This is a genomic window from Dysosmobacter sp. (assembly GCF_052306735.1).
In the GTDB taxonomy this organism is placed as follows: Bacteria; Bacillota; Clostridia; order Oscillospirales; family Oscillospiraceae; genus Oscillibacter.
This window is the reverse complement of sequence record NZ_DAWBAJ010000013.1, coordinates 1-23,658: the sequence shown is the minus strand read 5'-3', so window position 1 is coordinate 23,658 and position 23,658 is coordinate 1. Positions and strand designations below refer to the sequence as shown.

General features: G+C 56.2%; 22 protein-coding genes and 2 tRNA genes. 3 read left to right on the top strand and 21 right to left on the bottom strand.

The genetic code is table 11. The features are described from left to right. Positions 1 to 3 precede the first annotated feature (3 nt). The gene (locus ACT67G_RS05235; RefSeq protein ID WP_443663310.1) at positions 4 to 405 is read right to left on the bottom strand and encodes a Mini-ribonuclease 3; all 402 of its coding nucleotides are present in this window, start codon (positions 403 to 405) and stop codon (positions 4 to 6) included. A gap of 94 nt (positions 406 to 499) precedes the next feature. Here ACT67G_RS05235 and ACT67G_RS05230 point away from each other — a divergent pair, with 94 nt between their 5' ends. Beyond that, positions 500 to 1,051 (top strand): putative ABC transporter permease, encoded by a 552-nt coding sequence (locus ACT67G_RS05230; protein WP_325245980.1) that lies wholly within the window; start codon positions 500 to 502, stop codon positions 1,049 to 1,051. A gap of 90 nt (positions 1,052 to 1,141) precedes the next feature. Here the strand turns inward: ACT67G_RS05230 and ACT67G_RS05225 are convergent, their stop codons facing one another. The 7 genes from ACT67G_RS05225 to ACT67G_RS05195 form a co-directional block, all read right to left on the bottom strand. Further along, entirely contained in the window at positions 1,142 to 2,572 is a 1,431-nt protein-coding gene (locus ACT67G_RS05225; RefSeq protein ID WP_325245982.1) for a sodium:solute symporter family protein, read from the bottom strand. A 361-nt stretch (positions 2,573 to 2,933) separates the two neighbouring features. Beyond that, positions 2,934 to 7,568: an S-layer homology domain-containing protein gene (locus tag ACT67G_RS05220; protein WP_443663308.1), complete on the bottom strand. Its 4,635-nt coding sequence runs from the start codon at positions 7,566 to 7,568 to the stop codon at positions 2,934 to 2,936. A 279-nt stretch (positions 7,569 to 7,847) separates the two neighbouring features. Beyond that, a complete protein-coding gene (locus tag ACT67G_RS05215) occupies positions 7,848 to 8,939 on the bottom strand; it encodes a zinc-ribbon domain-containing protein (protein ID WP_443663307.1) in 1,092 nt (363 codons plus the stop codon). A 268-nt stretch (positions 8,940 to 9,207) separates the two neighbouring features. Further along, positions 9,208 to 10,038 carry a tyrosine-type recombinase/integrase gene (locus ACT67G_RS05210; RefSeq protein WP_443663305.1) on the bottom strand — a complete coding sequence of 277 codons (831 nt, stop codon included), beginning with the start codon at positions 10,036 to 10,038 and terminating at the stop codon, positions 9,208 to 9,210. 294 nt (positions 10,039 to 10,332) lie between these two features. Beyond that, positions 10,333 to 10,408, bottom strand: a tRNA-Ala gene (locus ACT67G_RS05205). Positions 10,409 to 10,430: 22 nt separating this feature from the next. Further along, a tRNA-Ala gene (locus tag ACT67G_RS05200) sits at positions 10,431 to 10,506 on the bottom strand. A 127-nt stretch (positions 10,507 to 10,633) separates the two neighbouring features. Then, complete coding sequence (locus ACT67G_RS05195; RefSeq protein WP_443663304.1) at positions 10,634 to 11,698, bottom strand: endonuclease/exonuclease/phosphatase family protein; 1,065 nt, start codon at positions 11,696 to 11,698, stop codon at positions 10,634 to 10,636. A gap of 140 nt (positions 11,699 to 11,838) precedes the next feature. On the opposite strand from ACT67G_RS05195, the gene ACT67G_RS05190 reads away from it, so the two are divergent. Together ACT67G_RS05190 and ACT67G_RS05185 are read left to right on the top strand one after the other, a co-directional pair. After that, positions 11,839 to 12,240, top strand: a complete 402-nt coding sequence (locus tag ACT67G_RS05190; RefSeq protein WP_326216456.1) for a metal-dependent transcriptional regulator — start codon at positions 11,839 to 11,841, stop codon at positions 12,238 to 12,240. Between the two features lie 306 nt (positions 12,241 to 12,546). Further along, on the top strand, positions 12,547 to 13,332 hold the full coding sequence (locus ACT67G_RS05185; protein WP_443663302.1) for a hydroxypyruvate isomerase family protein: 786 nt from the start codon (positions 12,547 to 12,549) through the stop codon (positions 13,330 to 13,332). Between the two features lie 68 nt (positions 13,333 to 13,400). Here ACT67G_RS05185 and ACT67G_RS05180 read toward each other — a convergent pair whose 3' ends face one another. From ACT67G_RS05180 to ACT67G_RS05120, 13 genes are all read right to left on the bottom strand, one after another. Beyond that, positions 13,401 to 14,474 (bottom strand): M24 family metallopeptidase, encoded by a 1,074-nt coding sequence (locus tag ACT67G_RS05180; protein ID WP_325247483.1) that lies wholly within the window; start codon positions 14,472 to 14,474, stop codon positions 13,401 to 13,403. A gap of 5 nt (positions 14,475 to 14,479) precedes the next feature. Beyond that, positions 14,480 to 15,733, bottom strand: a complete 1,254-nt coding sequence (gene pepT, locus ACT67G_RS05175; protein WP_443663300.1) for a peptidase T — start codon at positions 15,731 to 15,733, stop codon at positions 14,480 to 14,482. Then, on the bottom strand, positions 15,733 to 16,869 hold the full coding sequence (locus tag ACT67G_RS05170) for an aminopeptidase (protein WP_443663298.1): 1,137 nt from the start codon (positions 16,867 to 16,869) through the stop codon (positions 15,733 to 15,735). Before ACT67G_RS05170 ends, pepT begins: the two co-directional genes overlap by 1 nt. A gap of 81 nt (positions 16,870 to 16,950) precedes the next feature. Continuing rightward, the gene (locus ACT67G_RS05165; protein WP_443663297.1) at positions 16,951 to 18,363 is read right to left on the bottom strand and encodes a sodium:solute symporter family protein; all 1,413 of its coding nucleotides are present in this window, start codon (positions 18,361 to 18,363) and stop codon (positions 16,951 to 16,953) included. A gap of 110 nt (positions 18,364 to 18,473) precedes the next feature. Beyond that, positions 18,474 to 18,920, bottom strand: a complete 447-nt coding sequence (locus tag ACT67G_RS05160; RefSeq protein ID WP_326216466.1) for a threonine/serine exporter family protein — start codon at positions 18,918 to 18,920, stop codon at positions 18,474 to 18,476. 15 nt (positions 18,921 to 18,935) lie between these two features. Next, positions 18,936 to 19,697 (bottom strand): threonine/serine exporter family protein, encoded by a 762-nt coding sequence (locus ACT67G_RS05155; RefSeq protein WP_443663295.1) that lies wholly within the window; start codon positions 19,695 to 19,697, stop codon positions 18,936 to 18,938. Between the two features lie 262 nt (positions 19,698 to 19,959). After that, positions 19,960 to 21,414, bottom strand: a complete 1,455-nt coding sequence (locus ACT67G_RS05150) for an N-acetylmuramoyl-L-alanine amidase (RefSeq protein WP_443663293.1) — start codon at positions 21,412 to 21,414, stop codon at positions 19,960 to 19,962. A 57-nt stretch (positions 21,415 to 21,471) separates the two neighbouring features. Next, the gene (locus ACT67G_RS05145) at positions 21,472 to 21,696 is read right to left on the bottom strand and encodes a holin (protein ID WP_443663291.1); all 225 of its coding nucleotides are present in this window, start codon (positions 21,694 to 21,696) and stop codon (positions 21,472 to 21,474) included. 13 nt (positions 21,697 to 21,709) lie between these two features. After that, positions 21,710 to 22,204: a hypothetical protein gene (locus ACT67G_RS05140; protein ID WP_443663290.1), complete on the bottom strand. Its 495-nt coding sequence runs from the start codon at positions 22,202 to 22,204 to the stop codon at positions 21,710 to 21,712. A gap of 40 nt (positions 22,205 to 22,244) precedes the next feature. After that, on the bottom strand, positions 22,245 to 22,466 hold the full coding sequence (locus ACT67G_RS05135; RefSeq protein WP_443663289.1) for a hypothetical protein: 222 nt from the start codon (positions 22,464 to 22,466) through the stop codon (positions 22,245 to 22,247). Between the two features lie 4 nt (positions 22,467 to 22,470). Next, positions 22,471 to 22,917 (bottom strand): putative ABC transporter permease, encoded by a 447-nt coding sequence (locus ACT67G_RS05130; RefSeq protein ID WP_443663288.1) that lies wholly within the window; start codon positions 22,915 to 22,917, stop codon positions 22,471 to 22,473. Further along, complete coding sequence (locus ACT67G_RS05125) at positions 22,910 to 23,452, bottom strand: DUF4376 domain-containing protein (protein WP_443663287.1); 543 nt, start codon at positions 23,450 to 23,452, stop codon at positions 22,910 to 22,912. Before ACT67G_RS05125 ends, ACT67G_RS05130 begins: the two co-directional genes overlap by 8 nt. Position 23,453: 1 nt before the next feature. Beyond that, the coding region (locus tag ACT67G_RS05120) for a hypothetical protein (RefSeq protein WP_443663286.1) at positions 23,454 to 23,658 on the bottom strand (205 nt) is incomplete at its 5' end.

The window sequence follows — 23,658 nt, the reverse complement described above, 5'->3', positions numbered from 1 at the left end:
AGGTCATTCCTCCATCATCCGGCAAAACAGCTCGTTGATCCGCTCCCGCCGTCCCTGCAGATACAGCCAGCCCAAAAGGGCCTCCAGGGCGGTGGCCTGGGCATACTGGGCCCGGCTGGCGTGGGCGGGCACACTGTGTACCTGGGCGTTGCGTCCCCGCTTGTAAACCGCCAGCTCTTCCTGCGTCAAAAGCGGCAGAATCCGGGTCACCTTCTCCGCCTGGGACTCCGCACACACCAGGTGGATGGTAGCCTGATGGAGCCCCCGTCCCGTGGCCTTCCCGTGAGTACACAGCCAGGTACGCACCAGCAGCTCAAACACCGCATCCCCCAGATGGGCAAGACCAATGGAGCTGATGGCCCGCAGGTCGTCGGCGGGCAATGTCACATCAAAGTAGTTCTGCATGTGGATTCTCCGTTCAAAATTGATACATATTTGTAATGCTTTTTCCCGGCCCATATGATATGCTGGGAAAAAATCAGGAAAGGCGGTGCCGTACATGGAACGCAAAGCCATTTGGCCTACGCTCCAGCGATATTTTCTCTATTTTTTGCTCTACTCCGTCCTGGGTTGGATCTACGAAGTGTTTTTGGAAGTGGTGGTCTACCGCTGGGGCTTCACCAACCGGGGCGTGCTTTTCGGCCCTTACTGCCCGGTGTACGGCGTGGGCGCCCTGGCATTCCTGACGTGTTTCCATCGGCTGATGGCCAAAAAGGAGCCCCGCTGGCTGCGGCTGGTCAAGCCATTTTTGATCTTCCTGGGCTGCATGGCGGTTGCTACCGGCATTGAGCTGGTCACCAGCTACATTCTGGAAGCACTGACCGGCAGCTGGCCCTGGCAGACCTATGTGGATTACGGCATCAATTTCCAGGGCCGCATCGCCCTGTCCCCCTCTGTCCGGTTTGGTCTGGGAGGCGTATTCTTCCTCTACATCCTCCAGCCCCTCTTTGAGCGGATGGTGGGCGCCATGAGTGGCCGGTGCCGCCAGACGGTCTTTTTCATCACCGCCGGTCTCATGCTTCTGGACTGCATCTGCACCTGGGCCTTTTAATCAGGAAAAATCGCCCTATTATTATATCCGTCTCAACCGCATCTGTCCAGTGCGACCTAGAAAAGCAAACCCCATCGGGGGTTTCCAGTTTCATTTCTCCACATGAACCATGATGGTGGGATGCTTGGAATAGGTGGCAAGGCTTACTGTCACCAACAGCACGCCGCACACCAGGGCGCCGGGCACCGTGGCACCCAGGCCGAAGGGCTGCCCGGCCAGCTTCCACCCTACCGTTACCACAAAGCCGCCGATCATGCCTGACAGGATCCCAGCGGTGGTAGCTTTCTTCCAGCAAAGGGCCGCCAGAGCGGGAAGCCCCGCCGCCGCTGCGTAAAAGGCCCAGGCGAACATCAGCACGTCGTAGGCACTCTTGATGTACAGGGCGATCACCAGCGCCCCCAGAGCCAGCACCACAGAGGCGATGCGGGAGAAAAGGATCTCATGCTTTTGGGTCATCTGGGGATGGAAGGTCTTGCCGATATCGCTGACAACGGTCTGCACCGATACCAGCAGATAGCTGTCGGCGGTACTCATCATCACAGACAAAATGCCGGACAGGGCCAGGCCCGTGAGCCCCGGAGGCAGGATCTTGATTGCCAGAGCGGGAACCACGGCGTCGGCGGTGCCAAACTCCTCCACCACGTTGGGCAGGATCTGCTGTGCCGCCAGTCCCATGGCAAAGAGCAGCACGATGGTCACGGCATAAACCGCGGTGCCCCAGAACATACCCCGCTTGGCGGACTTCCCGTCCTTGGCCGCGAAAGACCGCTGCCACATCTCGGCCCCTGCCATGGTAAAGACCAGATAGGTCACGATATCTCCCAGGATCTCCCCGTCAATGTAGGGGGTGATGTAGCTCTTATCCACATTGGCCCAGAATTCTCCCAGTCCTCCCAAACTGGCAATACTGGAGGCAGGGATCAGCAGGTAGACGAAGATGATGAGCATGAAGAACTGCACCACATCCGTATACACCACGCCGAACAGGCCCGAGGCCGCCGTATAGATAATGAAGATCAAGGTGGCAATGAGGGCTCCCATCTCATAGCTGATGCCCACCTGGCCACCCAGAAGCTTGATGATGGTTGCGGTGGCCGTCACCTGTGCCGCCACGGTACCCACCATGGCAAACGCCACCATAGCTGCCAGCACCACCTTAGCCGCTTTTCCAAAGCGGAACTCGAAAAGGCTGGGAATGGATTCGATGTTATACTTCTCGCCCACCTTCTGGATACGGCCTGCATATCCGGAGAAGATGAACATACCCAGCATATAGGGAATGGCTGTTGCAATGGCCTTGAAACCTGTGGTATAAGCGATGCCGGCCCGCCCCATCATGGCGCTGCCGCCGATGATGGTGGCGCAGACGGTGGCTGCCAAAACCACAGGCCCCAGGGTACGGCCCGCCACATAATAGTCGTCCGTGTTCTTGATGCGTTTGACGAACCACACGCCCACCAGCAGCATCACCACCAGATAAAGTCCGATGATCCCCAGATCCAGCATCTTCAGTTCTTCCATAGGCGCCATCCTTTCCCGAGCTGCGGAAGACTACTCCAGAGGGGCGAAAAAAGCGCCGTCCCACCGGACGACGCAGAAAACAAACAAAGCCGCTCACACCGCGGCCCAAAACCGCAAGTCACTGGTCTGTATCCGTTCCCGCTGCCCAGTCTTCCTTTCCGTAAGTTGATTTGCAATTCCGCCCAAGCGAAATAGTGCACATGTTTTATAGATAATATGATATCATTTTTGTTGAATTTTGTCAATTTTCATCTGGGCACTTCGTGTGTTTTTTTACAATGAAATGCAAACCCGGGCGGAGGATCCTCCGCCCGGGTCGTTTGGGAATGCGTGTTCTTCTCAGAGGTATTCCCGCTTTCCCTTATTCGTACCGGCTCCAGTCAGGGGCCCGGTTCAGGTCAGTCCAAGTCTCATAGACGCGATCCTTGGTGACGTAGTCATGGGAGTTGGTAGCCTCCTGGATGGCCAGGTAGCACCAGTCGCCCTCCCGGCAGTCCGTCCAGACGCTCATGCCGGGCAGCAAATCATCCTCATCCTCCGGCAAGCGGCACAGTACCCGGTTGATCATGGTCACAGCCTGTGCACGGGTAATGTACTGGTTGGGACGGAAGGTACCGTCGTCATAGCCCTGGATCCAGCCCAGTGCGGCGGCACGTCCGATCTCCTCCTCCGCCCAATGGCCGAAGGTATCGGTAAAGCTGTCGAAGCCGCTGACATTGCTGTCATCAAAGCGGGCGCAGATAGCCGCAAACTCCGCACGGGTGATGTAGGCGTCAGGATCAAACAGGCCACTGTTGCGGCCATTGATCACGCCCAGAGATGCCATGGTGGAGATGGCGGTATTGGCCCAATAATCGGCATTCACATCCGGGAAGGTATTGTAGGTGGTCAGATAATCGCTGCGCACATCCTCGTCCAGCAGCCGGAAGAAGATGGTTGCCACCTGAGCCCGGGTGATGTTGGCGTTAGGCCGTACCGTACCGTCCGCGTAGCCCTGGATATAGGCGTAGTGGTCATCACCATTGAGCATGGAGGGCACGGAAGTCCGCTCCCACCCGGCATAGATGGTCACAATGGTATAGACATTGAACGTACCATCGATCCGGTTCTTCAGATCCTCATCGCGATACCACCCGGTGAAGCGGTAGCCCGGACGGCTGGGGATATGCTGACCGTACTTGGAATCGCTGTAGGGATTGATGCGGAAAGAATCTTTCCCATTGTCGATCTTCTCGAACTCGGTACCGCCATTGGATTCAAAGTACAGGATGCAGTCCTCATCCTCCGGTTCAGTATCGCCGGACTTGGTAAAGGTGTACGTATAGGTAACGTTGTCGTTGAGCTTTCTGTTGGTATCCGGTGTTGTATCCCAGGAACCGGGCTTCTTGTAGCCGGAATTCGGCTTCATGCCGGTGGGGATCTGGTCGCGGGTCAAGGACTCACCCTTGGTCACCGACACCTTTATGTTGCTGCTGGTACCGTCGCTCCAGGTGCCGTTGACGACCTTGAAGGTCACGGTAACCGTTTCCTGCGGCGGGGTGGTCTTCGTCTCATACACCAGCGCAAAGGGAGAGAAGCTGCTGTTGGTCACCTCAAAGACGACATGGGTGCCCGTTACCTCTTTGATTGTGACCTCTTCAACATCACATCCAGAGATTTCGTCCGCTATGTCATCTGCCTCTGTGCTCCGGTCGACATCAGCAAAGTGCAGAATCTGGAGCGTATCCGGATCGGCATTGGCGGGCAGAGGCCAGTAAACGGTCAGTGTCCCATTCGCTTTCACCCAGGCGTTTCCGTTGTTCTGATCCACCAGATCCAAGTATTTGAACTCATACTGGCGGTCGGGATCAGCGCCGCCCAGATATGTATCTGCTCTTTTTTTCAGCAAGTCCGTATTGGTGACATTCTCAACCGTATTGGTTTCAATCACATCGTCAAAGAGCAGGGCGATACCGCTGGGATCCTCCACGGTCACGGTACTGTCGTTGACCATATAGGTAGTCCCGCTCTCAGCTTCCAGGCCGGGCGCTCCAGCTGTGATCTCTTCGTTTACCACACCGTATTGCACCTGGTCACTGGTGCCGCGAACGGTGAGTTTGCCGATTCCCACGGAAATATCGTACTTTTCTCCCTCATACTCGAAGGAAACCAGCTCCTGATCGATTCCTTCGCCGTAAACCGTCATATCCAGCGTCTGGTTCAAATTCAGGTTAACATCAAAGGCGTCTTCCGTAATGATCAAATCACCCTTTTTGAACTCCAACCGGACGGGACGGCTTGCCGTTCCTTCAACAGGAACGATCCGGTAGATATTATGATTTCCCTCACCGTACTTCTCGAACTTCCAGGTGTAAGACACAACATCTGCTTCCTCATATCTGAGGAACAGTTTGCTCATATCGGCGTCTTTCAGGCTTGCGGGAAGTGTGACGGTAAATCCGGGCTCCGGGAAGCCGTTCTTGGTACCGCTTCCAGCCATATCTCCCTCTTCATCCGTCACGGTACCCTCATAGCCGTCACCGCCCATATAGATGGTGATGTCAGCGGGCGTGATGGTAATGGCATTGGAAGACCGATAGTTGGCCTCAAAGGTCACCGGGGTCTTCTTACCGCCAGTCATCTCAAAGATGGTCTTGTAGGTAAAATAGGCCTTATCTCCAAGCGATTCGGTGGGATCGCCCTGGAGCGTCCAGTTGACAAATTCCTGACCGGTGGGAGGCGTTACCGTGGGAGCGGTGCCATACGTAGGTTTATCCGGGAACGGCTCTAAGGTAACGCTCGCATTACCACTAGCAATAGAGCCACCGTTTGGATTAAAAATAACCGTGATAGCCTTTTCCTGATAATCGGGGACATCGTTGCCATTGCTATCCTCAGCCCAGACCGCATAGACAGTGAAGGACTGGTTCATGTTGATGCTGCCTGATGTAATGAGCCCGATCGGCGTACCATCTTTGTCTAAGATCTCGCCTTTCATCTCCTCTGCAAGAGACCAGCCCACAAAGAGGATATCAGTCCCGTTTACTGGATCATGGGTCGGTGCCGGAGAGTCTGCTGCAGCCGAGGTGTCGGAATAATTCAGCGTATGCGACCCAGCCGGCAAATCGGTCTCCGTCTGAATCGTCTTGTCGGCAGTGCCCCAATATCCGCCGTTGGCATCATAGGTCAGGGTATAAGCCGGATCAGGAATAGTGGAGCATGCCACTTTGAACTCGGCAGGAGTATCCCCAGCTTGTACTGTCCAGCTCTTCCCATCATACTCTAATATAACCGTTTTGGTCTCACTTGCAGGCGTATGATCCTTCCCCACAGTCTGATTGTATTGTTTTACGTAGGAATCCGACTTGATGGTAAGTTCATACGCATACTTGTTGAGGGCATTGCCGGTGACTCCGGTCGGGCGGGTTACGGTGCCAAGATCCAAATCATAATCAGCCTTTGTATGATTCTCATCCGCAGTACATACCACCGAAATTTCGCCATTCAGCAGTGCTTTCAAGTCTTCATCCGTGGGAGGCACAACATTCTGAATTCCCTCAATGTATACCAATATCCTTTTCTCGGTGGTTTGGTTGACCGTCAGATATGCTGTATTTCCATAGGCTTCAGTTGAACCGTTTCCGCCGTTGATTCCATCAAATTCGGCATTCAGGTACCCCTCTGCCGTAGACCATTTTGTTACTTCTTTACCCTCTGGACAGATTGCAGTTAAAGTAACTTCCGTTCCCAACGGAACATGCTGAGCCTGTGCCGCAAGGAAGCTGGTAGCCTCGTAAGTATATGTTTTCACTGTATTAGTCGCCGGATCATATGCATCATAGGAGATCAAATATCCGGTGACTTCGCTTGCATTGTCCCAAGGCCGTCTCTCCACATCCAGAAGGACGTCATTCTCAAAGGTCCAAAGATAGATCCTCAGGATATTATCATACTCGCGATCTGCTTCCAAGGCACCGCCGAATGTAACTGTTCCGGTCAGATAATCCCAGCTGGAAGTGGACATGGCTGTATCCAAGTCATATCCATTAGGCTCATGGTAAAAATATCCGCCTTTCGGCGTAAATTTAACTGCACCAGGCCAACTGCCAGGTATGCGCAGTTCGGGTGAGGTAAATTCCTTCTGCCCATTTACATACACCTCAACGGTAAAACGGTATCCCTTCCCTCCGAGGACAGTGTCTTTATAATCGATTATACCGTAACCGGTGTTGATCTGATGATCTCCCAAATTTGTACCCATACAAGCGGAACAGGTACAATCCTTTTCGCAGGTACATCCGCCTTCACACAGACATGTATCTCGGCCACAGCCGCATTTGGTAGTGAGGTAAATGGAAAGATCTCGATTCGTGACCTGGCCAAGGCTGTACGGGGGCGTCATGCTGTATTCTGATTTAAATTCCTGCGCATTGGGTGTAAACCAATATTGATTGTTGGTACCACCATTGGACAAATCTTTCGGGGTGTTGACGGTTTGTGTATATGTTTCCACATCGTTCACATAGACCGTCACTTTACGCTGAAAAGCCGTATTGTCCGCACTGTTTTTTTGCCAATGGAACGTACCATACTCGGTTCTATCATCCGCAATTAGGATGGCGTCTTGCTTTTTTTCGGAAGCCAGGTTGATAATCACACTGTACTCGTCATCCAAGTTGGCGTTCAGCGTCAATGTCCCGGCAGCTACCGTTGTATGCTCGCCTTCATAAGTAACGGTATATCCCTCCGCCTCTACAGAGAGATTGTTAGCCGTCAAAGCCACCCCGGACACATTCATCTCTGAAAGTACCGTAGTTCCATCAATGATAACTGTAAATTTTACATCTTTTTTTATGACCGGTTCAATCTCCCGGCTCAACGAAACAGAAATACCATCCTGATCATAAATCTTTACGTCCAAGGCTGCCGCATGGGCCACCGTACTCATCCCGCAGAACAGGCTGAGGACCATGGTCAGTGTCAACAGCAAACTCAGAGATTTTCGCAGTTTCTTCATTTGAAAGATACTCCTCTCCTGTTGTGGATTTATTGTCTCATCTTAAACTCGCACGTCCCTCCCATCATTCATTTCGATTTTGGCTGACAGCGGCCTTTTGGCTCTCTCCCATGCTCAGCAGACCGCCGGCTGAAAACCCGATATCCGGAATCCAGTCAAATCGGCTCCACTGAATCATTCATGACCGCAAAAAGTCCGGCTTATTCAGGAAACACCGGGCCGCGCCGCCGTGCGCTTTTGCTTCCCATCGGCATCCGCCTCCTTGCCATCCCCGCCGGGTTATATTGCGCGCTTCCCGCGCACCACTCCCGCGCATACGGGACAGCCGCATTTCCTCGGCCCCGCCCGGGAGTAGATCACCGCCTTCCACACGTGGCCCTCCGGACAGATCCACCAGACTTTCCGGTGGCTCCCCACTGTGACCATTTCCGGGGTCAGGACCCCATTTAGATCAGGATGCCACTGACGGGCCAACTCCGGTTCCCGGGTAGCCAGATCGTTGAATCCGGCCAGCACCCGCTTTCCGCTGCAATAGGGGCAACCGCTGCCACTCATGGTACGGGCCGCCACTGTCGCCTGATAGGCGTGTCCCAGCCCGCACCGCCACCAGACCTTCCGGTTGGCACAGGGCGCGATGTGATCCGGTTTGAGGAGTCCGTTCCGCTCCTGATCCCATTGGGCGGCGATGTCCGGATACTGACTTTGAAGATCGTTTTCTCCCGGGATGATCTTTTTTCCGGTACATACCGGGCACCCAGTCCCTCCCGAAGTTCGGGAGGCCACGGATGCCTGCCACTGGTGGCCCTTTTCGCAGATCCACCAGACCCTCCGGCGGGATCCCGGCGTCACCGCATCCGGGGTGAGGCTTCCGTTCTTTGTGGGATGCCACTGACGGGCCAACTCCGGATAGCAGGCCGCCAGATCATTTTCCGCTGTCTGGATTTTCCGGTTTGCACATACCGGGCAGCCGCAGCCGGCTACCCGGGACTTGATTTGCGCCCGCCATTCATGGCCCTGCCCGCACATCCACCACACCTGCCGGTGACTGCCGGGAAGCACCTGATCCGGAGTCAACGCTCCATTTTTTGTAGGATGCCACTGACGGGCCAACTCCGGACAGCAGGTGGCAAGATCGCTCTGCCCCGCCACAGGGACTTTCCCCGCACATACCGGGCAGCCGGTTCCGCTGCCGGTCCGGGTATGTACCGCTGCCTGCCAGGAGTGTCCGTACTCACACCGCCACCAGACTTTGCGCTTGCTGCCGCGGGTAACCTGACTTGGGCTCAAGGGAAGATTGCGCTGGACGTCCCACTGCTCCAGTAAATCCGGCCGCTCCGCGCGTCCGCAATATGCTTCCAGCGTCTCCCGCAAGTCATCACCCCCCTATCACAAAATCAACATTTTGTGATAGGGGCTTTTTATCTATCAAATCAAAAATTGGAAAATTAAAGAAATTAAGAGGATTTTGGCGCAGCAAATTTTGGCCGCATAAAAGATCCCCTTAAGCGGCCGTTTTATACGACTGTTAAATATTGGAAAGATATTGAAAATCCCTGGAAATTGTGCTATACTTTTCTAGCAATATGTAATTACTAGCGTGTTACGCGGCGAATTCTTTAGACAAAATGTTGATTTTATCTTATGAGACCAAACCCATTCGATCCAGCTGCCGGATATGCTCCGCACCGGAGGTCACCAGATAGATACGGGTCGTTTCGATGCTGGAGTGTCCCAGCACATCAGCCAGGCGAACAATGTCTTTGCATACCTTGTAAAAGGTAGTGGCAAACAGGTGCCGCAGGTTGTGGGGAAACACCTTGGACGGCTCCACGCCCGCCGCTGTGCACAGCCTCTTCATCTCCGCCCAGATCTGCCGTCTGGACAGGCTTCTTCCGTTTCCCGTGAGAAAGATCTCACCGGAGACGGTTTGTTGTTTCCGGGCGTATTTCGCCAGCTTCCGAGCAAGTTTACTGGGAATCAGGATGGTGCGGATCTTCCCTTTCAACGAGACTTCCGCGCGTCCCTGCCGGACGGCCTCCACCGTGATATACCGCACTTCACTGACCCGGATCCCTGTGGCGCAGATGGTCTCCATCAACAGCGCCAGGCGCTCCTGTCCCTGTGCCCGGGCCGCTTCCAAAAGTCGGTCATACTCATTGCGCACCAGTTCCCGCCCTGCATCCCGGAACAACCGGCGCTGTACTTTCAGAAACTTTACCCGGCACTCCTCCCAGCCCAGAAAGCGAAACAAGCCGTTCAGGGCAGCCAGCATGGAATTGATTGTCACAGGAGCATAGTTTTGAGCAGTCAGTGCCTCTTTCCATCCTGCAGCCATCTCCTTCGTCACAGGTCTGCCGTCCAGAAACCGGACAAATGCCCCTACATCCCGCAGGTACTTCTCCACTGTACCGGTACTGCGTTCCTCTGCATGCAGGTACTCCCCATAATCCTCAATTTGCTTCGCCGTCAAATCATGTCTCCTCATACCAAATCCTCCGCTCGTTTTGTAATATCTGTATTGTATCGAGGATTCCTACTCCTATCCGTGAAAAAGTAACAAGAACACTAAATTACAAGATCTCTTTTGGGAAGTGCAAAAACCTCTTAAGCGCAAAAAAGTGCCCCCGTCAGCTCCTCCGGGCATGGCGGTTGATTTTGAACGTAATAAAAAAGGAGCCCTGTATGGGCTCCTCTTTTCGCAGATCCTAACTGTTGCCGGACGTATATATACAAAAAGCCTGAAATCTTACGATTTCAGGCTTTTTGGTGGAGATAAGCGGGATCGAACCGCTGACCTCTTGACTGCCAGTCAAGCGCTCTCCCAGCTGAGCTATACCCCCACATACCATATTCAGTTTTCGTTGGTGGAGATAAGCGGGATCGAACCGCTGACCTCTTGACTGCCAGTCAAGCGCTCTCCCAGCTGAGCTATACCCCCATATTCTGTTTCTTTTCAGCAGTGTTTTTTGTTCACCGCGTCAGAACAGGATTTAGTATAGCAAGCACAGGTTAAAATGTCAACACCATTTTTCGATTTTTCTAAAATTTTTTAAGGGCACCAAGTATTACGTCAGCCGGAAAACCAGCTTTACCGGATTGTGGTCAGACCAGGCAAACCCGGTATCCACCACCTGCGCGCCGGTCACTTCCACATTATCCGACACCAGAAAGCCGTCTACTGTCAGGACAAAGGATGTTTCCGGGTCATATGCCTTGTCCGCATTGCGGCAGGAGGGGATCGGGTGTTCTTCATCCAGTGGGGCAGTCAGGGAGATCCCCTCCGGTACTAACTCTTCAGGGAAAGGCTGGGCCCAGGTATATGCCTCGCCGGAAACTCCGAATATACTGCCGGAATCCCCCAGAAGATCCTTGTTGAAATCTCCTCCGCAGATCACATAATTTCCGGATCGGTACTCCTCCTCCATATCCTCCAGCAGCATGGCCAGCTGCTCGGTTGCAATGGAACCGTCAGTGGTATAGGCAGAGAGATGGACATTATAAAGGCACAGTTCCCGTCCATTGCTCACCGGTACCCGGGAGACGCTGTAACAACGATCAAGATCCAGGAATTTGGAAAACCCTGTCTCCACCGGAAGACTGCGCCGCAGAGCGCTCTCCACTCGGCAGCGGGAGAGCGTCACGATTCCGGAGCGAGACGCCCCGTGCGGCACCGTCAAAGGCCAGAAGAGATAGGGGGAATCATAGTTCTGCGCAAAAATCCGATTATAGTCCGCCAGTTCCCCTGTCAGCAGTTCCACCTCATCGATATGCCAGGAGCGGGTAGCATCCACATCCACTTCCTGCATGAAGAGATAATCCGGAGATACTTCCCGGACAGTCTCCAGTACCCCCTGGCCGTTGGCCTCCACCGCCTGGGGATTTCTGGCCCGGGATTCCTCGCCCCCATCCATAAAGAAGCTGTAATCGGCGCTGTACGCCAAAAATCCCACATTATAGGATAGGAGCGTATACTCCGTATCCGGCTGCGCCTGGTCCCCCTGTTGATGATCCACATCCAGCGCCAGCCTGTCTTCCAGCCGGTAGTACGCCGCCTCGGCATAACCTACGTAACCCAGCACCGCCAGTACCGGAATCGCCAAAAGGGCTCCCAGCCAGATTCTCTTCTTCACCTATGATCGCATCCTTTCTCCCTGCATTCTACAAACTTTCTTTTCTGATTGCAAGGGCTTCTTCCCGTAAAATCGGCTTGCATTCCAACTGTATTCTTGTTAACATAAGGATATCTCTTGTATGAAGGAGGTGACCGCACGTGGTCATTCATGAATCTGCTGAGGATTATCTGGAATCCATCCTGGTTCTGCGGGAGCGGCGCGGTCAGGTTCGATCCATCGACGTGGTCAATGAACTGGGATATTCCAAGCCCAGTGTCAGCATTGCCATGAAAAAGCTGCGGGAGAGCGGCTATATCTCCATGGATACCGACGGAAGCATCACGCTCAACGAAAGCGGACTGGAGATCGCCAGCCGGATCTATGGACGTCATAAGACCATTACCCGCTTTTTTGTCCTACTGGGTGTGGATCCCGCTGTAGCAGCAGAAGATGCTTGTAAGGTGGAGCACGACCTCAGTGATGAGACATTCTCCCGTCTGAAGGAGTTTGTAGAGCGTACGGAGCAAAACGCCTCCGGAGATCCCCCGGCCTCCATCTGAGAGGTCTTGCAACTGATCTATTCTATGTCTGAGAGGAAGCCGGTGCTGGGCACCGGCTTCCTCTTTGCACACTGCCCCTGCTCTCTCCCGCAGTTGATTCTTGCGGAGCCGATTTGGGCTCTGCCGCCTCAAACGCAAAGCGTAGTCTGTTCTTCCTGAAGCTGCGCAGCAGTACCATCACTTCCGCCTCTCTCGCAAATCTTTTTCAGCTTGAATCCCACTCATCATTGACAATTTCATCCCCTGCTGCCAAAATGAAACTGATCTCCGGCCTGTTTCATGCCGGACAAAGGAGCGTGAGGCACTGTGACCCTGCAAAAATCCGCCTGTATTGAGTGTATGTATCAGGAACTCCCCTTTTTGGAGCGCTTCCAGGCCGCCGCAGCGGACGGATTTCCTTTTGTGGAGTTCTGGAGCTGGGAGGACAAGAATCTGAGTGCTGTCCAAGAAGCGGCAGAACGTGCCGGTGTAGGGATCGCCGCTTTCAACGGGGATGCCTCCTATTCCCTGGTGAATCCCGCTCACAGGACTGCCTATCAGGAATTTCTCCACCGGTCAGCAGAGACGGCCCGGCAAATTGGAGTCAGGAGCCTCACCATCCATTCCAACGCTCTGGGCCCCGGCGGCATGGTTGCGGATCGCTGTGACGGCCTCTCTGCCGCCGTAAAGCTGGTCACCCTGTATGATGGGCTCTGCGCCTGCGCCAAACTGGCGGAGGCTACCGGCATCCGGATGAATCTGGAGCCGCTGAACACCGTCACGGATCACCCGGGGAATTTTCTCACCTCCTCACAAACCGCCGCGGAATTGACTGCCATGGTAGGCTCTCCTCTGCTGAAAATGCTCTTTGATGTCTACCACATGCAGCTTCAGGAGGGTGACCTGTGCGGCCACCTCCGGGCCTGCGGAAGCCAGCTGGGCCATGTTCACGTGGCCGACGCCCCCGGCCGCCATGAGCCGGGTACCGGAGAGATCAACTACCACCGGATCTTCTCCTGTCTGGAGGAAATCGGGTATCGGGGTCTCATCGGCTTTGAGCTCTATCCGAAAAACACTACACAAGAAGCGGTGCGGGCCATTCATCAATATTAAGAATATTAAGAAAGCACCTCTGCCCAATCGGGCGGAGGTGCTCCTTTTTCTGTCAGCGGGCAGGCCTCTCAACCCACAGTCCGCCAGTGCTTGTCCACGTGGTTCAAAATCTCACAGCCATCTTCCGTCACCAGTACCAGATCTTCCACCCGGACACCGAATTCTCCAGGCAAATACACGCCAGGCTCAATGGAGAAGATCATACCCGGCTGGGCCGTCTTGGTATTGGTACCACTGACATCCCCCTTCTCGTGGTCTGTCTGGCCGATAAAGTGGCCCAGGCGGTGGGTGAAATACTCCCCATAGCCTGCGGCAGCAATATGATCCCGGGCCGCCTTATCCAGCTCACACAGGGGCACACCGGGCCGGATCAGGGACTCGGCGATCTCATTGGCCTCCCGCACCAGATCGTGAATAGCCGCGTACTTGGGATCCGGCTCCCCGCAGAAGAAGGTGCGGGTCATGTCGGAACAGTAGCGGTCCTTCCGGCAGCCCATGTCGATGACGATACAATCACCGGCCTTCAGGGGGGTCTGATCCGCCTCATGATGGGGATCCGCCGCATGGGCGCCGAAGGAGACGATGGTCTGGAAAGCCGCAGCGTCGCAGCCCTCCGCCGCATACTGGGCGTTGATATAATCGGCCACTTCCCGCTCCGTAACGCCTTCCCGCATGAACGCAGCAGCCCGCTCCATGACGGTGTCGTTGATGCGGGAGGCAGCCCGCATCAGCTGACGTTCCGTCTCGTCTTTGCAGGCACGCACATCGTCCACGCAGTCGGAAGCCACCACACAGCGGCAGCCGGGATGCGCCGCCATCAGCGGCAGCAGGAACCGGGCAGGCCAGTCCTTGTCAATGCCAAGGGGTGCATTGCCGTCCACCCGCTCCGCCAGCTTGGAAAGGTAGTCATCCGTATCGGAGAACCACACCTGCTCATAGGGAGCTTCCGGCACCGGGAAGAGCTTATTCAAAAACAGGATGTGGTTCCCGTCGCTTCGCAGGTACAAAACCAGCATCCGTTCAAAGGGATACACATAGTAGCCCGTCAGATACCAGATACTGTCGGGATCAGAGACGATCATCTGCTCCAGTCCCATGGCTTTCATAGCCGCCAGCACCCGCTGGATCCGCGCTTCATACATACCCATCAGCACTCCTTTTTCAAAATAACCTGCTCCACCAGCTCCGGGGAAACCAGGGCCTTCACGGTCCGCACACCGGTCTTCAGGGATTCCACCGGGGCGAACTCGAACCGTCCATGGGCGTTATGGCCGCCGCTGGGAAGATTGGGACACAGCAGTCCCTTGTAGGTCAGCATGCACCCGTCGGTGCCGCCCCGGATGGGAGAGTGGGTGGGGTTATCGACGCCTGCCGCCCGCATGGCCTCCTCTGCCAGTGCAACGATCTCCATACGGTCCTTGAGAACCTCATACATGTTGTAATATTGATCCTCTACCTCTGCTTCCACGGTACCGTCCCCATAGCGGCGGTTCATTTCCTCCGTGGCCTTCCGGAAAAGTGCTTTGCGCTCCTGGAAGCGGGTCATACTGTGGTCCCGAATGATGTAAACCATTTTTGCTTGCTCCACCTTGCCGTGCAGCTCCTGGAGGTGGAAAAAGCCCTCATATCCCTCTGTGTGGCCCGGCGTCTCCAGAGCGGGCAGCAAAGCGTTGAACTCCATGGCAATCAGCAGGGCATTTTTCATCTTGTCCTTGGCGGTGCCGGGATGGATGCTGAAGCCGTGGACCGTGACTGTGGCCATGGCGGCGTTGAAGGTCTCGTATTCGTAGTCCGTGATGTCCCCGCCGTCCAGGGTATAGGCAAAGTCCGCGCCGAAGCCCGCCACGTCAAAGTTACTGGCGCCCCGGCCGATCTCCTCGTCCGGTGTGAAGCCCAGGCAGATCTTTCCGTGAGGTGCTCCCTCCGCCAGCAGCTCCTCCACCGCCTGGAGGATGATGGCGATGCCCGCCTTGTCGTCGGCTCCCAGCAGTGTGGTGCCGTCAGAGCAGACCAGATCCTGACCCACGAACTTGGCAAGCTCCGGGAATCGGGCAGCCTCCATGACGATATTCTGCTCCCGGTTGAGAACCAGGTCCCCGCCCTCGTAGTGGAGGATCTGGGGCTTGACGTCCTTGCCCGTCATGTCCGGGGTGGTATCCATGTGGGCGATGAGGCCGATGGCGGGCAGGTGCTCATACCCCGGCGTGGCCGGCACCCAGGCGTAGACATAGCAGTGTTCATCCACGAAGGCATTGTCGATACCCATGCCGTGGAGCTCCTCCACCAGGAGATTGGCCATATCGAATTCCCGCTGGGCGCTGGGGGTACCGCTCTGGCCATAATAGTCGCTCTCGCTGTAAACTTTTGCATACCGCACCAGGCGGTCGACCACGGTATCCATCACTGCGCCTCCCCATCTTCATCCAGCAGGTTTTCCGGGTTCAGGCACTGAAGCTCCTCCGGAAGAAAGCGGCCGTCCTTGCGGATGAGCACATCGTCAAACCAGATCTCACCGCCGCCGTACTCCGGCGTCTGGATCTGGATGAGATCCCAGTGGACGGCAGAGTGGTTGCCGTTGGAGGTGTTGTCGTAGCTGTTGCCGGGAGTCAGGTGGAAGCTGCCGGCGATCTTCTCGTCAAAGAGGATATCTCCGATGGGGTGGTTGATGACGGGGTTGACGCCCAGGGCAAACTCACCGATATAGCGGGCGCCCTCGTCAATGTCAAAGATCTCGTTCATATAGGGGGTGTTGTTGCTGGTGGCCTTGACGATCTTACCGTCCCGGAACTCCAGATACACGTCCCGGAACAGGAACCCGTCATAAGGAGAGGGGCAGTTGTAGGTGATATAGCCGTTGACGGAGTCCTTCACCGGCGCAGTGTAAATCTCACCGTCGGGAATGTTGCGGTTTCCGTGCATCCCGTAACTGGGGATACCTTTGATGGAGAAGGAGATGTCCGTACCGGGACCCACGATGTGCACCCGGTCCGTCTTGTCCATGAGAGCCTCCAGGTGCTCCATGGCCCGGCCCATCTTCTCATAGTCCACCAGGCAGGCCTTGAAGTAGAAATCCTCATACTCCTCCGTGGAGACGCCAGCCAGCTGGGCCATGGCGTCGTTGGGATAGCGCAGCACAGACCACTTGGTGTGGTTGCAGCGCTCGGAGAGGTGAATGGGCCCCCAGTAATACTGGCGGTAGCGGCGCTGGGCCTCATCGGAGACGTTATGCCACATGCTGATGTTGGTGGTGGCCCGGATGTCGATATAGGCGTCCATATCCTTCATGCGGGCAAGCTCATAGGAAGCAATCTCCTCCATGTGCTCCGCGTCGGCCCCCTGGACCAGAGCGCCCTCCACGGCATAGTCAAAAATGTGGATGAAGGGCTTGCCGCCCACAGCATAAGCCTCCTGTACCAGGGCCTTCATCAGTCCCGTCTCGCTGCCGTGAAGCTCAATGAGGATCTTCTCCCCTGCTTTCAGCTCTACCGCGCCCCGGATCAGGAACCGGGCCAGCTTGCGGATCCGCGGATCTTCCATACAGCATCTTCCTTTCTTTGTAAATGAGAAATGATCATTCAAATGAACAGGGGCAGAAGGAATCCCTTCTGCCCCTTGTGGTCAGTTATCCGTATAAAGGGCATCCAGAGACCGAGCGGGGTCGCTGCTTTTGGTGACAGCGCTCACCAGCAAAATGGCGATCACCGACGCCGGCACTGCCACGATGGCACACTGTACACCGCCGGGAGTGCCCATCAGCGTCCACACAATGGTGGCAAGTCCGCCCACGATGATGCCTGCCAGACCCGCGGCAGGGGTCACCCGCTTAGAGAACAGGGCAAACAGGATCGCAGGGGTGATGGCCGCACCGTACATGGTGTAAGCAGTCATCTGCAGGGCCAGCACGGTGGGAAAATACAGCGTCAGAGCCACGGCGATAGCGCTGAAGACCACAATGGTCACCCGCAGCACCAGCATCTTCTGCTTGTCCGTGGCATCCTTGCGGATGTACTTTTCGTAGATGTCGTTGGTGAGGTTGGTAGCGGAGGAAAGCAGATAGCTGTCCGCCGTGGTGACGATAAAGGCCATGCAGGCGCACATCACCAGGGCGCCGAAGGCCAGGGGCAGGTAGTCCACCGCCACCTGGAAGATGACGTTGGAGGGGGTCTCCAGAGAGGGATAGAGCTTGGCGGCCTCGGTCACCAGGGCGATGATGCTGATGATCACCAGGACCTCGCCGATGAACATGCCGATGTTGGACTTCTTGGCCTCGTCGCTGTTCTTGGCGGAGGCAAAGCGCTGGAGCATATTCTGGTCGCCCAGCATCAGGGCCAGGGAGGGCAGGAAGTAGCCCAGGATCTCCACGCCGGACATACCGCCGGTAATGGTGGTCTTGGCCTCCGGCAGCACGGCACCCTGGCTGTTGGCCACGCTGATCAGGAAGGGAATGGCCAGGAAGAAGCCGCCGATCATGATGAGGGCGCTGACGGCGTCGGAATAGGCGACAGACACCAGGCCGCCGCCCACGGTGATCACCGCGATTACCACGGTGCAGATGGTCAGAGCCATACCGTGGGAGAGTTCCACGCCGCTGGAAGAGCACAGCAGCACCAGAATGTCCGCCGCGGCCTTGAGCTGGGTAGCCAGCACACCCACATAGGCCAGCATCACACACAGGGCGGAGATGATGCTGGCGGCTTTGCCGTAGCGGGCCTCCATGATCTCCGGCACCGTCACCTTATTGGACTTACGAACCTTTCCTGCAATGAAATAGAGCAAAATGATGCCGATAGGCGGTGCGGCAAAAGTGATGGCGCCCACCCAGGGGCCGCCGGTATACACCACGCCGGCGGAGCCGGTAATACCGCCGCCGCCGCACCAGGTAGCCAGCAGGCTGCCCACCAGGATGATAAAGGGAATCCGGTGTCCGCCGGTCACCATATCATCGGCCGTCTTGACCTTTTTGTGGGCGATTACAAGTCCGTAAATCACCAGTGCCAGCAGATAGACACTGATGGCAATCAAATATCCCATAGATGTTCCTCCTAAATAACAACAATGGGAAAATTATACCCCACCGGGATTTTTCTGTCAAGCAATTCATCGAAATAAAGCGAAAAACGGCACTTCCTGCTATTTCGGCCTCAGCTCCTGCGCAGCCGCTCCACCCGTTGGAGCAATCTGCGGAACACGGAGGATGCCAGGATCCCGCCTACCGCCAGCGCTGCAGCCATCCCCAGGGTGTGAAGCAGGGCACTTAGAAAGAGCTGGGTCTCCCCCGCCACACAGTAGCTCATGGCATAATAGATGCCGCCGCCGGGCACCAGAGGAAGCAACGCCACCAGCAGATATCCGGTAACGGGACACCGGCGTACCCGGGCCATGACCTCTGAGAAAATGCCTATGCTCACCGCAGCGATGAACGCCGCCAGGATATCTTCTCCGCACAGCAGATACACCAGCCATCCGATGGCTCCGCCTACGCCGCAGATGAGCTTTCCCCAGCCGTGAATATTGAATACAAAGGTAAACGCCACACAGGCTGCAAAAGCATATACACTGGGCAGCAAATATGCAGACCAAATTTCCATATGCTCCCCTCCTCATTAAAGGATCCGGCCAATCCCAAGGCCTACCACTGCCCCCAGTGCAATGGCCGTAGCCGCCAGAATGGCCTCGGCCGTGCGGCTGATACCGGAATAGGTGTCCCCCGCCACGATTTCCCACATGGCGTTGGTCAGGGCCACGCCCGGCACCAGCAGCATCAAAACGCCAATGGTAATGAGGTCTACACTCACGCCCAGTCCCAACCTTACCAGTACCAAAGAGACCAGAGAGGCAACTGCGCTGCAGCATACCGTGCGCAGAAAGTGGTTATTTCCAAACCACCGGGCTCCATACAGCAGGCAGAGTCCCACTGCTAATCCGCTCAGGAGCGCGCACACTCCATCCCGGAATCCACCGCCAAAGAGCAGGGTGAAAAAGGCAGGAGCCAATCCATACCCCAGCATGGTCTGGGCGGGCCGATAAGTCCGGCACTGGGGCTGCAGGCCAGCGGCCTGTTCCTGGGCGCTTTCCAGCGGCGGGACTGTTTTACAAAGGCTCCGGCAAAGGGCGTTGCACCGCTCCAAAAGTTCGATATCCGTACCATGAGCGGGGATCCGGCGCATCCGGGTAACGGGATGGCCGTCTGCCGCCCGCAGACTGATGATCAGGCAGCTGGGAATGGCAAATACCTGGGCATCCTCTCCTCCATAGGCGGCAAGCAGCCGGTAAACAGACTCCTCCACCCGGTAGATCTCCGCACCGCTTTTCATCAGGCTGCACCCCAGATCCATGGCCAGATTCAACAGCTTGTCACACTCCATACCCGCTTCCTCCTAATACTGCAAGTAGATTTCCTTTAGGAAGAATCTATCATTTGCAAATTCGCTGTAAAAAAACGTGGCCGCAAAGCAAACTTTGCGGCCACGTGGCGCAGAAGGAGGGATTTGAACCCTCGCGGCGTTTATTAGACACCCTACTCCCTTAGCAGGGGCCGGTCAACCCACTGCGCCACATACATTCCACCGTTTTTGTACACTACGGCGGCCACAACAGCTATGTATTGTAACATACTTCTAAGTATGATTACAAGTGATTGGCCATCTTGATCAGCAGCATCCGGACACTGGCGTCCGTGTACTCCAGCGCCTTCCACCGGTCGGGGCTGTCAATCACCCCAGCGGCCGCCAGGACGTCCACAGCGGCCTCCAGCTCTGTGTCCCGGCCCTGGGACACCTCCCCGCCGCAGAGGGTCAGGAATGCCTCCCAGGCGCCCGCCGTGGCCCGGATGGTCTTGGGGCAGTCCTTCCCATTCCAGTGGTTATGCTGCACCACGTTGGCCAGGGGGATGCCGTGCCGCTGCATCAGCAGCCGCACCAGCGCCGCCGCAGTGACCGTGGCCTGGGCAAAATCCCCATCCTCGTTGACGCAGATCTCAATGCCGATACTGGCGGCATTGCCCGGGCCGCTGCCGCCGTCGCCGGCGTGGTAGGCCCGCTCGTCATCCGGCAGGTGCTGGTAGATCGAATGGTCGTCCACTGTGTAGTGGTAGGAGATCTTCTTCCCGGCCGCATCGTCGCCTTTCAGCCAGCTGGCGTGGGCCGCCGCATTGGCGCCCTTGGCGTAGTTGCCGGTCTCGTGGATGGTAATGTAGGAATCCGGATTGCTGCCGCCCGGGCGGTTGGATCTTCCCCAGGGGATCAGGTCCTGAATGATAGTCAGGCCGTTGTCCGTCAAGCCCGTCTGGGCGCCATCTACGGGCTTCACATGGGCCATGGACACCCAGCCCTTGTCCGTCCGTCCCCAGCCGTCCCGGACGGCCTGGACGGCCACCACGGCGCCGTAGGCATAGCCGCCCACTTTGTCGTGCTCCGTCCCCGGGCCGCTGCGGATATTGAGACCGCTCTCTGCTGTCACCACGTAGTCCCCGGCGGTGTCCGAATCGGACACATCTGCCTGAAGGTGCACCACGATATAGAACGGGATCACCCGGTCGCCGTCACCCACAAAGCCCGCGCCGGTCCGGTCCCGGTAGCACACGGAGCCGCCGCCGTCCAGCATGATAGCCGCGTCCCACCCGGCGGCCATCAGCACATCCCGAAGATCTTCCGGCGTGTAGGCCGTCTGGGTGACGATGTAGGCAAAGCGCCCCTCCTTGCTGCCGATGGCCTGCCGGGGCCGCTCTCCGCTCATATCCGGCTGATAGTGCGGCTGCTTCACCGGTGTGCCGTCCACGATCAGATGCACACATTCCACATAGTTGTCGGCATTGCAGGGGGCAATGCCCATCCGGTAGTCCTGGGCGTCATTGCTCCACTGCATGACCCGGGCGGTGTAATTCGGCGCGCAGTAGGTGACGCCGTCTCCCCGCAGGTGGCAGCAGGCCTGCAGGTTGCTCAAAAAGATCGGGCCACCGAAGATAAAACTGCCGCCGGTCTCCGCCAGGATCTTGTCCAGGTCCCGCTCCGTGTAGCCCTTGGTGTTGTGATAGATCTGGATCCGCCGGATCTCCGCCAGCGGATACGTTGCTGCAAATTGCATAGTTCCTCCTTTTTGCAAAGAGCCGGAGGCCATCTGGCCCCCGGCTCTTGATGATACTCAGATGGCTGTGTTGGCCGATTGGCTGGTCTGGACCTCCGGCAGGCCCGCCACACTGGTCAGCAGGGACAGGATCCCCGCCAGCACAGACGCGCTGCCCACCATGACCCAGTTTACATCTCCCAGAACCGCAGCGGTACCGATGGTGGCCACAGCGGTCTGAGCCACGGTTTTGACGGCCCGGACACCGGCGGCCCGGAGCCAGGTTGTGGTCTTGTCACTCATGGTATGTCCCTCCTTACTCCGCCAGCACGGACTTTACGGCGTAGCCCTTGTCGTTGTAGGTGATGTCGTACTTGCCGACACGGACAGTCTGACCGGCATACTCCGGCCGCTTACGGGTATCGGGGCCAAACTGCTTCTTCACAGGAGTGGTATCGGGGGCCTTGTACTCCACCAGAGTATCGCCCTCAACGTTGTACAGGCGGCCAGCAATGTACACATACATGGTGGACACAGGCTTTCCGTTGGGCATGATCTCGTTGACCACATGGTCCAGCTTACCGTCCTTGAGGAATACCTTGTCCATGGAGCCGGTGCCGGTGTCCAGCAGGCCCCAGCCGTTGGCCATATCGGGATAGGTGCCGATGGTGGTGGCGCGGATCTCCTCCTCCGTCAGGGCATTCTTCCCGGGGGTGAAGGTGAGGCCGCTACCTTTGAAGATCTCGTTGACCTCTTCCGTGGTCTTTTCGCCGGCAGTGTAGGCCAGCAGGGTTTCCTGGATGTTGTTCATAATATGTACTCCTTTCTATTTCTCCGGCACAAGCCGGTAATTACTTGTGATATTCCTCCAAATCCGAAATTCGATGATTGATAACTTTGATTTGCTCTTCCATCACCGGGACGCGCTTGGCGAAATTGTTGTGTTCCCGGACTTCCCGGGTCAGCTCCTCGATCTTTGTATCTGCGACTGCCTGATGCTTGTTGTTAGAAATCAGGACTCCTAACAGCGTCAGTCCACCGGAAATAAAAGCTACAACGATACTCTCTGTCACATTATCACCACCCCATGCGGTAATGCGGCTGCTCTCCGCCCGCTACGGCGTACCAGAGCCAGTCAAAAATAGGGATAAAAGGCATGCAGAGTGCGAACCACACAAGAAAAAATTGTGGGCATATCTGTCCCATGATGTTGCCGGGAAGATGTGAATAGTCCCAAACGCCTAGACCTAACCATACGTTGATAATCAAGCCGGAAACAAACTCCACAGCAGTAACCAGCACAGAGCACGCCAGCGCTTGCAGAAACAATGGCACGTCCCATGGCAACTGGTATCCGCAGCGTTCCACGGCGGCGCTCAACAAAATCGCCACCAAAAGCATTGTCCAGCTGATCTGTTCCGGACGTCCCGTAGCTGTTTTCCAGGCTACTTCCATCAGAAAGTAGACCGCACCGCCCCATGTCCACAAGAGCATGCACAGGACGCGGCGCCCGGCCTTAGACATTCTGTGACGCCGCCAAAACCTGCGCCATGTTGGCTGCAAGGTCATCCGGCAGGCCCTCCGCTGTGTATGTAATGCTTTCCACTTCCTCCTGAGTCTCAGCTCGCCGCGCCCACGTAAGTAAGTGGTTGCAAAGAGTGGTGTGGTACAGCTTGTGAGCAATAGACGCATTGGAGACAGCTTTGATTTCATCTGCCGTAAACATACGGCAGAGCTGACCGTCTGCGTGGTATGGGTACGCCGTAGCGCCGGAGAGGATTGCGTTATATGCGGTAGTCAGGTTGATTTGGTCGGTTTCCTGCAATGCAAAATGCTCCATTCCTTTGGTCGTTTGGACATCCACGCCGGACACAATAGTGGCGTTACACGCGGAGGACAGCTCAGATTCCTTTGCAGCTCGGGCACTTTCAATATCGGCATCTTCAATTTTCTGGAATGTATAACCGTTTTTATCACAATATGATTTACAAAACGATTCGTCAGAAAAAATGGAGTTGATTTCTTCTCCATTTTTAAAGATCAAAAAAGTGTGCTCCATGTCAGTCCTCCGAAAAATAAACTACTAAGATTCCGCCTTTTCCTCCCGCTCCGCCTTTGTTGCTGTTACCAGCTGGTTTGCTTCCGTTGGCAAAGAAACCACCGCCGCCTCCGCCGCCAGATGCAGTCAAAGTTCCTCCGCCTCCTCCGTCGGCGAAGAAACCGCCGCCGCCTCCTCCACTAAAAGATTGAGCCGTAGTGGCACCA

Bases quoted from the DNA above. Each gene is read 5' to 3' on its own strand.
- ACT67G_RS05165 (WP_443663297.1), bottom strand. From the start codon at position 18,363: ATGGGATATTTGATTGCCATCAGTGTCTATCTGCTGGCACTGGTGATT.
- ACT67G_RS05170 (WP_443663298.1), bottom strand. From the start codon at position 16,869: ATGGAAGATCCGCGGATCCGCAAGCTGGCCCGGTTCCTGATCCGGGGC.
- pepT (WP_443663300.1), bottom strand. From the start codon at position 15,733: ATGGATACCGTGGTCGACCGCCTGGTGCGGTATGCAAAAGTTTACAGC.
- ACT67G_RS05225 (WP_325245982.1), bottom strand. From the start codon at position 2,572: ATGGAAGAACTGAAGATGCTGGATCTGGGGATCATCGGACTTTATCTG.
- ACT67G_RS05125 (WP_443663287.1), bottom strand. From the start codon at position 23,452: ATGGAGCACACTTTTTTGATCTTTAAAAATGGAGAAGAAATCAACTCC.
- ACT67G_RS05220 (WP_443663308.1), bottom strand. From the start codon at position 7,568: ATGAAGAAACTGCGAAAATCTCTGAGTTTGCTGTTGACACTGACCATG.
- ACT67G_RS05150 (WP_443663293.1), bottom strand. From the start codon at position 21,414: ATGCAATTTGCAGCAACGTATCCGCTGGCGGAGATCCGGCGGATCCAG.
- ACT67G_RS05230 (WP_325245980.1), top strand. From the start codon at position 500: ATGGAACGCAAAGCCATTTGGCCTACGCTCCAGCGATATTTTCTCTAT.
- ACT67G_RS05155 (WP_443663295.1), bottom strand. From the start codon at position 19,697: ATGGAGTGTGACAAGCTGTTGAATCTGGCCATGGATCTGGGGTGCAGC.
- ACT67G_RS05130 (WP_443663288.1), bottom strand. From the start codon at position 22,917: ATGTCTAAGGCCGGGCGCCGCGTCCTGTGCATGCTCTTGTGGACATGG.
- ACT67G_RS05235 (WP_443663310.1), bottom strand. From the start codon at position 405: ATGCAGAACTACTTTGATGTGACATTGCCCGCCGACGACCTGCGGGCC.
- ACT67G_RS05160 (WP_326216466.1), bottom strand. From the start codon at position 18,920: ATGGAAATTTGGTCTGCATATTTGCTGCCCAGTGTATATGCTTTTGCA.
- ACT67G_RS05140 (WP_443663290.1), bottom strand. From the start codon at position 22,204: ATGAACAACATCCAGGAAACCCTGCTGGCCTACACTGCCGGCGAAAAG.
- ACT67G_RS05180 (WP_325247483.1), bottom strand. From the start codon at position 14,474: ATGTATGAAGCGCGGATCCAGCGGGTGCTGGCGGCTATGAAAGCCATG.
- ACT67G_RS05145 (WP_443663291.1), bottom strand. From the start codon at position 21,696: ATGAGTGACAAGACCACAACCTGGCTCCGGGCCGCCGGTGTCCGGGCC.